Origin of the sequence: Proteus terrae, from assembly GCF_003144325.1 — a bacterium.
GTDB classification, from domain to species: Bacteria; Pseudomonadota; Gammaproteobacteria; order Enterobacterales; family Enterobacteriaceae; genus Proteus; species Proteus terrae.
The window spans coordinates 233,181-246,883 of record NZ_PENS01000007.1 but is presented as its reverse complement, the minus strand read 5'-3'; the positions used below and the strand labels follow the sequence as shown (position 1 = coordinate 246,883).

General features: G+C 39.0%; 12 protein-coding genes and 4 tRNA genes. 11 read left to right on the top strand and 5 right to left on the bottom strand.

Annotation, left to right across the window (positions count from 1 at the left end):
* Window positions 1-157 precede the first annotated feature (157 nt).
* The 5 genes from DK857_RS08835 to DK857_RS08815 all read left to right on the top strand — a co-directional run bounded on the left by DK857_RS08835 (window position 158) and on the right by DK857_RS08815 (window position 1,882).
* Window positions 158-234, top strand: a tRNA-Arg gene (locus DK857_RS08835).
* 64 nt (window positions 235-298) lie between these two features.
* Window positions 299-374: transfer RNA gene (locus DK857_RS08830), tRNA-His, on the top strand.
* 22 nt (window positions 375-396) lie between these two features.
* Window positions 397-483: transfer RNA gene (locus DK857_RS08825), tRNA-Leu, on the top strand.
* A 28-nt stretch (window positions 484-511) separates the two neighbouring features.
* A tRNA-Pro gene (locus tag DK857_RS08820) sits at window positions 512-588 on the top strand.
* Between the two features lie 976 nt (window positions 589-1,564).
* A complete protein-coding gene (locus DK857_RS08815) occupies window positions 1,565-1,882 on the top strand; it encodes a hypothetical protein (protein ID WP_109394757.1) in 318 nt (105 codons plus the stop codon).
* An 81-nt stretch (window positions 1,883-1,963) separates the two neighbouring features.
* Here DK857_RS08815 and hemY read toward each other — a convergent pair whose 3' ends face one another.
* The 4 genes from hemY to hemC are packed head-to-tail and all read right to left on the bottom strand — an operon-like array spanning window position 1,964 to window position 6,153.
* Complete coding sequence (gene hemY / locus DK857_RS08810; protein WP_075674236.1) at window positions 1,964-3,184, bottom strand: protoheme IX biogenesis protein HemY; 1,221 nt, start codon at window positions 3,182-3,184, stop codon at window positions 1,964-1,966.
* A gap of 4 nt (window positions 3,185-3,188) precedes the next feature.
* Window positions 3,189-4,457 carry a uroporphyrinogen-III C-methyltransferase gene (hemX, locus tag DK857_RS08805; RefSeq protein WP_109401995.1) on the bottom strand — a complete coding sequence of 423 codons (1,269 nt, stop codon included), beginning with the start codon at window positions 4,455-4,457 and terminating at the stop codon, window positions 3,189-3,191.
* Window positions 4,458-4,477: 20 nt separating this feature from the next.
* The gene (gene hemD, locus DK857_RS08800) at window positions 4,478-5,215 is read right to left on the bottom strand and encodes a uroporphyrinogen-III synthase (protein WP_109394753.1); all 738 of its coding nucleotides are present in this window, start codon (window positions 5,213-5,215) and stop codon (window positions 4,478-4,480) included.
* Entirely contained in the window at window positions 5,212-6,153 is a 942-nt protein-coding gene (hemC, locus tag DK857_RS08795) for a hydroxymethylbilane synthase (protein WP_109394752.1), read from the bottom strand. Before hemC ends, hemD begins: the two co-directional genes overlap by 4 nt.
* Before the next feature lie 996 nt (window positions 6,154-7,149).
* On the opposite strand from hemC, the gene DK857_RS08790 reads away from it, so the two are divergent.
* Entirely contained in the window at window positions 7,150-9,744 is a 2,595-nt protein-coding gene (locus DK857_RS08790; RefSeq protein ID WP_109401994.1) for a class I adenylate cyclase, read from the top strand.
* An 81-nt stretch (window positions 9,745-9,825) separates the two neighbouring features.
* Here DK857_RS08790 and cyaY read toward each other — a convergent pair whose 3' ends face one another.
* The gene (gene cyaY, locus DK857_RS08785; RefSeq protein WP_088494024.1) at window positions 9,826-10,143 is read right to left on the bottom strand and encodes an iron donor protein CyaY; all 318 of its coding nucleotides are present in this window, start codon (window positions 10,141-10,143) and stop codon (window positions 9,826-9,828) included.
* A 79-nt stretch (window positions 10,144-10,222) separates the two neighbouring features.
* Between cyaY and lptM the strand changes: the two genes are divergently transcribed.
* From lptM to yigB, 5 genes are read left to right on the top strand one after another with little or no spacing between them, the layout of a single operon-like run.
* Window positions 10,223-10,390, top strand: a complete 168-nt coding sequence (gene lptM, locus DK857_RS08780; protein WP_071788576.1) for an LPS translocon maturation chaperone LptM — start codon at window positions 10,223-10,225, stop codon at window positions 10,388-10,390.
* A 41-nt stretch (window positions 10,391-10,431) separates the two neighbouring features.
* A complete protein-coding gene (gene dapF / locus DK857_RS08775) occupies window positions 10,432-11,256 on the top strand; it encodes a diaminopimelate epimerase (protein WP_109394748.1) in 825 nt (274 codons plus the stop codon).
* A gap of 25 nt (window positions 11,257-11,281) precedes the next feature.
* Entirely contained in the window at window positions 11,282-11,992 is a 711-nt protein-coding gene (locus DK857_RS08770) for a DUF484 domain-containing protein (protein ID WP_075674324.1), read from the top strand.
* A complete protein-coding gene (xerC, locus tag DK857_RS08765) occupies window positions 11,989-12,912 on the top strand; it encodes a tyrosine recombinase XerC (RefSeq protein WP_109401993.1) in 924 nt (307 codons plus the stop codon). The genes DK857_RS08770 and xerC overlap by 4 nt, the downstream gene beginning before the upstream one ends.
* Window positions 12,912-13,628 (top strand): 5-amino-6-(5-phospho-D-ribitylamino)uracil phosphatase YigB, encoded by a 717-nt coding sequence (gene yigB / locus DK857_RS08760; protein ID WP_109394744.1) that lies wholly within the window; start codon window positions 12,912-12,914, stop codon window positions 13,626-13,628. Before xerC ends, yigB begins: the two co-directional genes overlap by 1 nt.
* Window positions 13,629-13,703: the final 75 nt, after the last annotated feature.

Below are 13,703 nucleotides of genomic sequence, written 5' to 3'. Positions count from 1 at the left end.
GATTGTTTAATTATTATACTAACGGGGCGTTTAGTGTGTAAAAACGCTCCATTTATCGACGAAATGCACAAACTATCGTCAAACAAACTTTTTTTTTCAAAAAGCACTAGACAGACAGAGCGTAAATCCGTACTATCCTCTCCCGCAACGGCGTGAAGCGCCCGTAGCTCAGCTGGATAGAGCGCTGCCCTCCGGAGGCAGAGGTCTCAGGTTCGAATCCTGTCGGGCGCGCCATTAAAGCGTGCTAAGAGTTACGGTGAAGAACGTTGTTGTAAGAAGTAATAAGATAGCTGTTATGGTGGCTATAGCTCAGTTGGTAGAGCCCTGGATTGTGATTCCAGTTGTCGTGGGTTCGAGTCCCATTAGCCACCCCATCTTATCTTAGTTATTGTTTATGCGAGGGTGGCGGAATTGGTAGACGCGCTAGCTTCAGGTGTTAGTGTCCTAACGGACGTGGGGGTTCAAGTCCCCCCCTTCGCACCAATAAACAAGATAAGAACAGTGATACAGACGGCGAGTAGCGCAGCCTGGTAGCGCAACTGGTTTGGGACCAGTGGGTCGGAGGTTCGAATCCTCTCTCGCCGACCAATAAGAAAAAGCCTCGATTATATCGAGGCTTTTTCGTATCTACGATTTGCCTTTTTAAAAGCCGTGACACCATTTCTACTTCTACTTCTACTTCTACTTCTACTTCTACTTCTACTTCTACTTCTACTTCTACTTCTACTTCTACTTCTACTTCTACTTCTACTTCTATAATTCGTTACTCTTTTTATCTTTTTTATTTATTGTTATGTGTTCCAGATAAGAAAGCCCAAATGACGTTTTTAACAAAAATGCCACCCTTGTCACTTAAGGATTATTAAGAATTTAATTTATTGCTGAATTTTAATCTTTATAAAAAGATAGGTAAAATACGTAAAATAATTGGTTATAATCATATGAAATATAAGTCTTTTATTTTATCTGTCGGTAAATGCCAACACTTGTCATTTTTAATGTCTCCAATAGGAGACACCTAACCTATTGATTCTATGTGATTAAATAGTTGGTGTGTTTTTCTTGTCGTGAAAAAGAGACGTATATCAGACCCTATATTTTCTTTTCTATTTAGCAATAGCATGATGAAAGCACAGGACATAGCTTTTTTATCATTGAAAATGAGTGAAGCCGGAAAGGAAAACTAAAATTCAATAAGTTACCTTATGCTTTTTTAGAGAGAGAATATTTTTAATAAAAAATGAAAAATTGGCACGCTTAATGCAATATTTATCTTGTAGATGCTCATTCCACTCCTTATGACAGTGTATGGCTTCATAAACCTAGGAATGATGCAGAGCCGATTATTCGGTGCCTACGTCCACGTTAACGATGAACATCATTCATCATCAACAGGACGAAACGTTGAGTGAGGCACCATCCGTCTGTAGACCTGATTGTATATTTATGCGCCTGTATAGTTTTATACAGGCGTTTTTTTATATAGCAATCACACATCCATTTTGTATTCATCGCATTATCACGCTATTATCCAGCGCAAGGGTAGATTGGAGATAGCATCATTATGATAAATAAACAAAAAGCATATCTTGCACAAGAAAAACTCTTTCTTATAGAGAAGTTTGGCCCATTATTATTCTTTTTGATCCCTCTTATCATGCTCATTATTGGTGGCAAATCATGGGCTAAATATATGGCTTTTCTTTGTCAGGGGATCGCTCTGATTTATATTGTTGTGTTTTATCATGCGAGAAAACATTACCTGTCATTTAAGCAAGAAAATGGGAAGGGAATACCCACTCGTTTTTATCGAATTGCTTGGGTGTATGTATTTTTGACTTTATGTGTAGAAGTGGTGTTACTATTTCAACATGGCTTTTAAATCAAATAAAAAACCCTCAAAAAAGAGGGTTTTTTAATCAGTCGATCAAACAATTTATGATCACGTTCTTATCGAATGAGTTTATTTACTTTTTTTCGGCTCTTCAAAAATGACTGAATCTTTTTTCAGTGTCATTAATAAAGCATCTTTACGCACTTTCGCCGACTCTTCAGATTTTTTCTGTTTATCTAATGCATCAGCAAGCCACGCAAAGTCATGGACATCAGGACGTTGCTTTAACGCATTACGGAAGGCCTCTTCAGCTTGAGCCCATTGTCCTTGTTGCATTGCAATCTGACCTAATGTGCTATTGAGTAATGGCGTTGGCCCATGTTGTTTAATTAATGAATTGAGTACTTTCAAAATAACATTGGCATCTGTATTTTTTAAACGAGGTAATAGTAAGATCAATCGTTCATCATACTGACGTTTAACTCCGTCTAAGATGATCGTTTGAGCAGTCTCTGGATCGTTGCACTCAATAAGGTGTTCAGCTAAAACGACACGTAATGCATTATCGTGATGTACTTTACGCGGTTGCGCTTTCCACCAATTCTTCAGCCCATCACAGCCATTTTCGGACATTTTCTGTCCCATAATACCGATATAGGCTTTTTGGCGTAATTGCTCAAGTTCATCATCCGTATGTAATGCAATTTTTTGCATAGAAGGAATGATATCAAGCAATGCTTGCCAAGCCGCTGTTCGTGTATAAGCGACTTCTGCAAGACGTAACACCTCTGGATGGCGTGGTGCTTGATTTAATAATTCATCAACCCCAGTACGTGCTGCATGATTTTCGTTTTGTGCTAATAAAATACGCACTCGTGTGATATCAACAGGAAGCTGATTGGTATCGGCAAGTTCTGCAGCACGTTCAAGATGTTGCTGAACTCGGAATTCATCACCACGTTGTTGTGCGGCTTCAGCGGCTAACAGGTAGTTTACAACGGGCTGTTCTGCATAATCTGCATTACGGCTCATCAGTTTTTCAACTTCTTTAAAATCACCTTCCGCTAATTTCATTAATGCCATGCTGGTTTGTTTACGTGCACGATTACGTTTACGGAAAGAAAACCAACTATATGCTTTTGAGCCTGTACCAATAAAACGGCGATAGCTCCAACCAATGAGTAACAGTGCTAATTGCAGTAAAACAAACATAATGACAAGGCTGGTTACACTGGTTTCAATATCCCAATCATCAGTTTGTATAAGCACATAACCTTGGTGGCCTGCCAAGAGTGGGCCAAAAATGATGCCGGCAATAAGCACCACAAAAAGGAGCAGTATTTTTAACATAAGCTTATTCTCCTTGTTGTGTTACTGGCGTATCAGCCGTTGCGCTATCAGCCGCAGCATCTTGCTCGTTCTCTGATGCATTATGCTCAGCCTCTACGGGTTGGGCATCTTGAGCTTCAACAGCTTGCGCTTCAGCCACTTGTGGCTCTGCATACTCATTTTGTGCCAGTAAATTGCGAATTTGCTTTTCTACACGTTTCTCTAGCAGTGTCGGGCTTTTCAATTCTGATGGCATTGCAAGCGTAATAGGTTGTTTCTCTAATTCAGATACCATATCTAAAAATGAGGTTGTACTTGGATCAGAGGTATCAAAATAAGCTCGTACCCAAGTGGATACCGCTTCCAGAGATTGCTGATAAGTTTCAGTTTGGTGACGAGGCACGGCTTGAGAAGCAATTAATAAACGTGAACGGATATTCTCACGTAAATAGACATCTTGATTAGGTGCTAATAAAGGAACTGCTGCGGTATCACGGCGACGAATGGTAATAAAATCATCCATAAAGCTTTTCCAGCTCTTACTTAGATTTTGTTTCCAATCAGAAAGTGAACCTGAAATGGTTTCGTCGTTTTTATCCATTGGTGAGCCGTTACGCTCCAAGCCCGCTAAACGAAGATTATCAATCTGATTCGCTAACTGGTTTAATTGTAAGATGATCCCATCATTATCTATTTTGGTGAGCGCGGCTAAACTGCTGATATCTTCATTAATAGCACGGCGGATCTCAAGTAAACTTGGATCGTTCATTTCCGCTAAGCTACTGTCGGCACCTTTTAGTAGACTTACAGCGGTTACGACATCTTGATCATTCCATAACTTACGACCAGCCATTTTCACCATAAAATCGGCTTGAGCTAATAACCAGCTTTTGACGTCCGCACTGGAAATAGCGGCAAATCGTGTTTGTAGATCTTGAATTTGACGCTCTGTTGTTTGGCGCTCATTTTGTAATTTATCGATAGTCTGTTTTTGTGAGTTAAACATGCTATCAATATTGTCAAAGCGTTGTTGATAAGTGTTTTGGAGTTGTTGTAATTGGGCAAGCTCAGATTTGAGTGATTGATTTTCTACACTCAGCTTTGATGCTTGTTGATTGGTGTAATAGTAAAGGCTACCACCGATTGCCAAAATAACCAGGATAGCAACAGCACTTCCAATTAGACCTGAGCGCTTGTTATTAACAGGTTTGACTTCCTGATAGCGGACATTCTCATCAGCTTTAGCTGCACCTTTTGGCAAGTCATTATCATTCGTATTTTTCTGTTCCGTCATATCGGCGTCTCATTTAGGTTCTATATTAATGCATGAAATAAAGCATCATTATTGGCACTTTCAGCAACGGTGACTGTTTCCCACCCTAATGTTTTTGCTATTGTTGCTAATCGTTCACTGACCACAAGTAAATGGCAGTTTAACAGCCATGCTTTTTTAGATTCAGCGACCAGATCAAAGAGTTGTTGTAACATTTCACCGCTAGTGACAACAAGCGTATCAACCTGTGCTTTTTCCCATTGAAGCGCAAAGTCTTCAGGAGAATAATTAATAAATAGGCGTTGGTAACATTCACATTCATCTACGATCGCACCTCGTTGACTCAATGTTGTTGCGAGTAAGTCACGACCACCGTTACCTCTAAGCAGTAATATTCGTTTGTTTTTCACCTGATTAAGTGCAGGAAGTTGGAGAAGATCTTCACTGGTTTCTCCTTGCTCAGGGTAGCAAATTGGAAGACTGCTTAAATGTTGGAAATCTTTCGCTGTGCTTTGGCCTATTCCATAATAGGATAGCGTATCTGGCCATGATTGTTGTAATTGATTTAGCTGCCAGTTTGCGTATGACACCGCATTTTTGGAAAGTAAAAATATACAATCACCCGCCCTTAATCCTTTTAGTTTAGCATCTAATAAAGGGAGTTCACGACCCGCGGTGATCTCGATTAAAGGCGCTTGAAAGGCTGTTTTCCCCGCATCAATTAAGCGCTGAGTTAATGCCTCTCCTGCTGGATTGGGGCGAGTGACTAAAATACTCATGCAGGCGTGTTGCCTTGATACACTGCGGTTAAAATAGCTCGAGCACCTTTATCTAAAAGCTCTTCAGCCAATGAGATACCCGCCGTTTCGGCCTCTTCTGGAGTAACTAAACGCTCGCCACGTAAAATTGTTTCGCCATCAGGAGAACCGACTAAAGCACGTAACCAAATTTTATCATCTTGCCAAATGGCATAGCTTCCAATGGGAACTTGGCAACCGCCTTCAAGACGTGTATTCATTGCACGCTCCGCTTTAACGCAAACAGCGGTGCGTGTGTGATTGAGAGCACTTAATAGCTGGCGAGTTTCATTGTCATTTAAGCGGCACTCAATTCCAACAGCTCCTTGTCCAACCGCGGGTAAGGATTGCTCTGCGGATAATGGTGTGCGAATACGTTCGTTAAGATCTAGGCGCTTTAAGCCAGCAACAGCAAGAATAATGGCATCGTAATCGCCATTATCTAATTTTCCTAAGCGAGTACCTACATTGCCCCGCAAATCACGAATAATTAGATCCGGGCGCTGTGCTTTTAATTGGCATTGGCGGCGTAAACTGGATGTACCTACAATGCTGCCTGCTGGCAGTTCTTCTAAAGAATCATAATGATTAGAGACAAAAGCATCACGGGGATCTTCGCGTTCACAAATAGTAACTAATCCTAAACCTTCTGGGAAATCAATTGGAACATCTTTCATAGAGTGAACGGCAATATCTGCCCGTGATTCAAGTAGAGCAAGTTCTAATTCTTTTACGAATAGCCCTTTGCCACCTACTTTAGCTAAAGGTGTATCTAGAATGATGTCACCTTTAGTGACCATCGGTACTAATTCGACGACTAAACCTGGATGAGTAAGTTGTAGTTGTTCTTTCACATAAAGTGCCTGCCACATAGCAAGAGGGCTTTGGCGGGTAGCAATACGGATGGTACTTTTTGACATAATAGTATTATCTCTTCCGAGCGATTAGCGATATTTTTGTTTAGAAATAAGGCATTGTTTTAACACTTTAAGCCCCAATTTTCCAGTTAAGGTGCTTTGTGTCATGATCATAACGAAAGAAATGAGGTCATCATCGAAAAAGAAAAAAAGAAAAAGGAAATAGAAAATAAGTAAATTATTAATGAACACTATTGAGTTTAGTTATTTTTAGAAATTTATTCTTCTTATAGCTATATAAAAAGTGTGGTTATTTACAAAAAAGAAACATCAAGCTAATTTATTTAACATTCAGCAAATGGAAGATGATGTAAATATCATATTTAATCTGAACATATTGATAAAACAACCATTATTTTAAATTCGCTTATCTTCCTTATTATTTTTTAATATATAAAAATACGATAAATTTTAACAAAATTATTATTAAATAAAAGAAGGAGAAATAATTAAAATAAAGGAAAGAATTTAATCTTAAATTAAATAAATAATTAATAAAAATTAAATATTATTTTAAATATTATTATCTAAATATTAAAAATAGAATTCTTATTTTAATTGGAAATATAGAAAATAATCAAAAAATAAGAATAATCCATTACTATCAATAAGTTATTTCTATTTTTTGTTTTTTATCTATTTTTTATGTTTTGTCAAAATTTATTTTTAGTTTCATCCTCAAGTAAACAGGGGTTTTTGTGGGGTAAAGGGAGGATTGAGAGATTTTTTTTATCATTTTTTTTATAAGTGAAATAGCTTATCTTTATGATTATAAAGGTGTTTACTCAATGGCTTTACACGATTAAGCGCTTAAATATCACTTTTAGATCTTGGTGCTATATTTTGAGTTCCTCTTTACACCTTGCGCTCAAGGTGTTAAATTGATCACGTTTCCGAGATTTTGTTAGTAAAGTTTTATCTATTAATATACCTAACTCAACCTTGGTCACTTATAAATTCAGATTCTACTATCTTCTTAGTATTGTTCAGGCGAAACTCTTGTATCTTTATATTGAAACACTGAAGCAACGGCTGGATGCGATTAATCAACTCAGACTGGAACGAGCATTTGCATCGATGTGTGATGTTTTTAAACAGGTCTATGGTTTAATTCCTGTTTTATTACATTACCACCATCCTGAGTTGCCCGGCTACATACAAGGAAATGTTCCTCACGGTACATGTTTCTTTGAACCTGATGACATGCAACGTCAATGGGCGAATAAGCTGGTTAACGCATTATGTGATAATCCGATGGATGGATACGCCAATGGAGAGTTGCCAATTACTGGCATCTATTCAATGGGGAGTACTTCTTCTATTGGTCAAAGTCACTGCTCCGATATTGATATTTGGGTCTGCCATCAATCATGGCTGGATCAAGGTGAACGTGCACTTTTACAACGCAAATGCCAATTGATTGAACAATGGGCTGGCGAACTTGGTATTGATGTTACGTTTTTTTTAATTGATGAAAATAGATTTCGTCATCATGCAAGCGGTAGCTTAGGTGGAGAAGATTGTGGCTCTACCCAACATATTCTTTTACTTGATGAGTTTTATCGTACAGCGGTACGTCTAGCAGGTAAGCGCTTGCTATGGGCGATGGTGCCTATTGAAGAAGAGAATCATTATGACGAATATGTTAACTCCCTTTATGCCCAAGGTGTATTAACGCCAAATGAATGGCTAGATCTAGGGGGTTTAGGTGAACTTTCTGCTGAAGAGTATTTTGGCGCAAGTTTATGGCAACTCTATAAAAGTGTCGATTCACCTTATAAAGCGGTACTAAAAAGTATTTTATTAGAAGCCTATTCAGCGGACTATCCTAATGGGAAATTGCTGGCATTAGAAATGAAACAACATCTACATCGTGGCGAAATCGTCAACTACGGTTTAGATGCTTATTGTATGATGCTTGAGCGTGTCACTCGCTATTTGGTTTCTATCAATGATTTAACTCGCCTTGATCTTATCCGTCGCTGCTTCTACCTGAAAGTGTGTGAAAAATTATCTAACGAAAAAACACAAAATGAGTCAGAAGGTTGGAGACGACAAGTCTTATCGCAATTGGTCACTCAATGGCAATGGGATAATGAACGCTTAACCATACTTGATACGCGTGATAGTTGGAAAATCGAGCGAGTGCGCGATGCACACAATGAATTATTAGATACGATGATGCAAAGCTATCGAAATCTTATTCGTTTTGCGCGTCGTAATAATTTAAGTGTTAGTGCAAGCCCGCAAGATATTGGTGTCTTAACTCGCAAACTTTACGCTGCATTTGAGGCATTACCCGGTAAAGTTACACTGGTTAATCCACAGATATCACCTGATTTGTCAGAGTCACATTTAACCTTTATTTATGTACCACAAGGCCGAGCAAATCGTAGCGGATGGTATTTATATAATCGTGCCCCTGATTTTGAAAATATCGTTGGACATCAACCATTAGAATATAACCGCTATTTAAATAAATTAGTGGCATGGTCTTACTTTAATGGGTTGTTAACTAAAGAGTCTCGAGTTTATATTCATCAAGGGGAATCCTCTTGTGATGAAATAAAACTGCATGAATTAGTTAGGGATATGTCGAGCCATTTCCCAATTCGTTTACCTGCACCAACACCGAAAGCACTGTATAGCCCTTGTGAAATTCGACACCTCGCGATTATTGTTAATTTGGAAACTGACCCAACAGAGAGTTTTTCTGATCAAGTGGTTCACTTTGATTTTAGAAAACTCGATGTCTTTAGTTTCGGTGAAAAAGAGCAGTGTCTTATTGGTAGTATTGATTTGTTGTATCGTAACTCTTGGAATGAGGTCAGAACCCTTCATTTCAGTGGTACACAATCTATGTTGGAATCGCTAAAAACGATTTTAGGTAAAATGCACCAAGATGCGGCTCCACCTGCTTCTGTTGAAGTATTTTGTTATAGCCAACATTTGCGGGGTTTAATTCGTACTCGTGTTCAGCAGTTAGTCTCGGAATGTATTGAATTGCGGTTATCAACAAATCGTTTGGAGCCAGGACGTTTTAAAGCTTTACGTATTGCTGGGCAAACGTGGGGATTGTTCTTTGAACGCCTCAATGTGTCGGTACAAAAATTAGAAAATGCGATCGAGTTTTATGGTGCAATTTCATATAACAAACTTCATGGATTGCCGGTTAAATTAGATAAAGATGCTCGCTATTTACCTGCGGTGATTGATGGTTTTGCTTGCGAAGGGATTATTCAATTTTTCTTTGAAACCACAGAAGATAATAATGTCTTTAATATCTATATCTTAGATGAAGCAAATCGCGTTGAAATTTATTCCCATTGTGAGGGAAGTAAAGAAGAGTTAGTAAAAGATGTTAGCCGTTTCTACTCTTCATCTCATGACCGATTCACATATGGCTCAAGCTTTATTAATTTTAACTTGCCACAGTTTTATCAAATTGTGAAAGTGGAAGGATTAACACAAGTGTTACCTTTTGCTGGTGGATCTTTTGGTAAATTATCCGATCTGGGAAGCAAAGAAGCCCAACCTGAGATGAATGTTGTTCCCCACGGATTTACAGATTATAAAGCGGTGCAACATTCTTAATTGAGTACAAGCCAGTTAATACAAATGGGAGCCTTGATAGCTCCCATTATTGTAGTTAACTGTTGTGGCTAACTGCGTTTTTTAGAAAGAAAACGCTTCCCCACTTTGTTCTGTTATCGCTTGTGCTAGCATGGTTAAAAATTCACCGCCACTTCTATCACAAATCCATTGTTCATCTTTCCAATCAAAGTGATAGCCACCAGAGCGTGTCGCCAACCAAACTTGATGAAACGCTTCCTGACGATTAATAATAATTTTGCTATTATTTTCAAAGGTTAATGTCATTACACCGCCATTGATTTCACAATCAATATCTGCGTCACCTTCATAATTATCAATAGTTTGTTCTATTTCTGACAAGAGTTCGTCAGCTAATTGGTGAAATTCACTGTCGTTCATCTTCATTTCCTATTTGCTTTTCGAGATCTAACTGCGATTATAGAGGATATTAACCAAATAAATGACAGGCAGATTTCGAATGAAAACGTATTTACGTTGCACTCTTGCTATAATAACACTGATTTCTCTTTCTGGTTGTGGCTTGAAAGGCCCTCTTTATTTCCCTCCTGAAGATACTCAGGCAAAAATGACACAGTCATCCCAGCCAACCCAGCAAGTTGAGAGCGCCTCAACTCAGACCAATTAGTCAATCTTAGAAACGGTAACTTCGTTTCAGGCAGGGGCAAGATGCAATTTTCAAAAATGCATGGTCTTGGCAATGACTTTATGGTGGTCGATGCTGTGACTCAAAATGTTTATTTTTCACCAGAATTAATATGTCGATTAGCGAATCGCCATACTGGTGTTGGGTTTGATCAATTGTTGGTGGTTGAAGCACCTTATGATCCCGAACTCGATTTCCATTATCGTATTTTTAATGCAGATGGAAGCGAGGTTGCACAGTGTGGTAATGGTGCTCGTTGCTTTGCTCGATTTGTGAGATTAAAAGGTCTTACAAACAAAAGAGAGATAAAAGTCAGTACACAGTCTGGCAGAATGACTTTGAATGTTATGGACAATGACGATGTGTGCGTCAATATGGGCGAACCTGAGTTCGAACCTCAAAAAGTCCCTTTCCGTGCACAAAAGGCAGAAAAGACCTATATTATCAGGGCAATGGAACGCACTGTATTGTGCGGTGTGGTTTCAATGGGAAATCCTCATTGTGTTATTCAGGTTGAAGACATTAAAACAGCAGAAGTTGAGTTGTTAGGGCCTGTGTTAGAGCAACACGAACGTTTCCCTGAACGTGCTAATATTGGTTTTATGCAAATCGTAGACAGAAGTAACCTTCATTTACGGGTGTTTGAACGTGGTGCTGGCGAAACGAAAGCCTGTGGTAGTGGGGCTTGTGCAGCAGTCGCAATTGGTATTTCACAAGGGTTATTAGATAAACGAGTGAAAGTGACTTTACCGGGTGGATCGTTGCTTATTGAATGGAAAGGAGAGGGGCACTCTCTTTATATGACTGGGCCTGCGACGCATATTTATGATGGGATCATTCAGCTATAATATTATTTTTTGAGAGGCTATCTGTATGACGGATAAAAATGAGCAGTTTTGTTGTCCTGAAACAAACGAACTTAATGATCAACAAGTGATCCGTTACCTCAGGGAGCATCCTGGCTTTTTTATCCGTAATGCAAGTTATATTGAGCAAATGCAAGTTCCTCATCCCGTCAGAGGAACCGTTTCTTTAGTCGAATGGATAATGTCGCGCCAGCGTAACCGTATCCATTATCTTGAAGAAGATATGCGTTTGTTGATAGAGCAAGCCTCTGAAAATGAAGCACTGTTTAGCCAACTCTTATTATTAATTTCTGAACTATCTAACAGTGCTTCTCTTCACGAAATGCTAGAACGTTTAAACCTTTGGGCTAAGGGATTAGGGCTTTATTCAGTTCAATTACGCCTATTTACCGATCGCTGGCAATTACAGCCACCTTTAGATGCACAAGATCTACCATTATCTCGCCAAGCATTTGAACATTTTCGCATTCAGCGTATGGGCGATGATAATCACTATTTAGGTACATTAAACGGGCAAGAGATCATGTTATTGATGCCTAATGTACGACGCTCAGGTTCTGTTGCGCTCTCATTGCTAGGGCATTATGGTGATTTGGGGGTGATTATTTTTAATAGCCGAGATAATCAACACTTTCAGGAAGGGATGGGAACAGTGATGCTTGATAAGCTCGCCCATATTTTACCGGAATTGTTACTTCGTTGGGTTGCAAGGCAATGAACCAGCCAATAGACATTCCAGAAACACTCTCTGTCTCTATCGAACAATTCCTGCGTTATATTCAAGTTGAACGCCGATTAAGTCCTGTCACCGTAGAAAATTATCATCGTCAACTAACTGCATTAGCGCAAATGATGATGGCGATGAAAATCACACAATGGATATCACTTGAAAGCCAACATGTACGAATGTTACTAGCGAAAAGTCATCGTAGTGGGTTACAACCGACTAGCCTTGCTTTGCGCTTTTCGGCGTTACGTAGCTTTCTTGATTGGCAAGTGGCACAGGGAATGTTAGAGGTTAATCCAGCAAAAGGTATTCGCACACCTAAATCTGGTCGTCATCTTCCTAAAAATATGGATGTCGATGAAGTTAGCCAATTGATGAATATCGACTTAAAAGATCCCCTTTCTGTTAGAGATAGAACCATGCTGGAAGTGATGTATGGTGCAGGATTGCGTCTATCAGAATTGACTAACTTAAACATGAGCGATATCGACATGAATGAAGGTGAAGTTCGTGTTTTAGGTAAAGGAAGTAAAGAACGAAAAGTACCGTTAGGAAGAAAAGCGATAGAGTGGTTACAGAATTGGTTTCCGATGCGAGAGCTCTATACTCCTGAGGATAAAGCTGTCTTTATCTCAACCCAAAGCGGTAAGCGTTTATCTGTGCGCAGTGTACAAAAACGGTTTGAACTTTGGGGTATTAAACAAGGACTAAGTAGTCATGTAAATCCTCATAAATTACGTCACTCGTTTGCTACGCATTTATTGGAATCGAGTGGTGATTTACGTGCTGTACAAGAGTTATTAGGGCACGCTAATTTATCGACCACGCAAGTCTATACCCACTTAGATTTTCAGCATTTAGCTAAAGTCTATGATGCTGCTCACCCGAGAGCTAAGAGAGAAAAATCATAATGCGCTTTTACAGAACTCTGACGCCAATTGCTGCGATGACTTTTGATTTAGACGACACACTGTATGACAATGTGCCAGTAATGGACAGAACTGAAAAAGAGACGATGGATTTTATTCGTCAATATGATCTGCGTTTTAATCATTTCACAGAAAAAGATGTGAATGCCTATAAAAAGCCACTTATAGAAAACAATCCTGATATTTTTCATGATATTACGCAGTGGCGTTGGCTTGCAGCGAGAAATATGCTGTTAGATTACAACTACAGTGAAGCCAAAGCACAACAAGGTGCTGATGAAATTATGGCGCACTTTGCTTATTGGCGTAGTCGTATTAATGTACCTAAAAATACCCACCAAGTTCTTACAGAGTTGGCGCAGAGAATCCCATTAATTGCGATTACAAATGGTAATGCAAACCCATTAAGTTGTGGTCTAGGGCAGTATTTTTTACATATTTTAAAAGCCGGCCCTGATGGTCGCTCTAAGCCTTATCCTGATATGTTTGATAAAGCCGCTTCACTGTTAAATATTCCACATGAGAAAATCCTACATGTGGGTGATCACCTTATAACAGATGTCGAGGGCGCCGTTAATAGTGGATTACAAGCGTGCTGGATTAACCTTGATAACCGTAGTTTGTTTGAAGAAGGTGAGACCAGAGTAATGCCACATATTGAAATTACAGATTTAAGCAAACTGATAGAACTCGTTTAATGTGATATTCGGTAAGAATGGTACAGATACATGCGGCTAAAAAAGGCTTTATTTTGCATAGCGCGTGAATTCCTG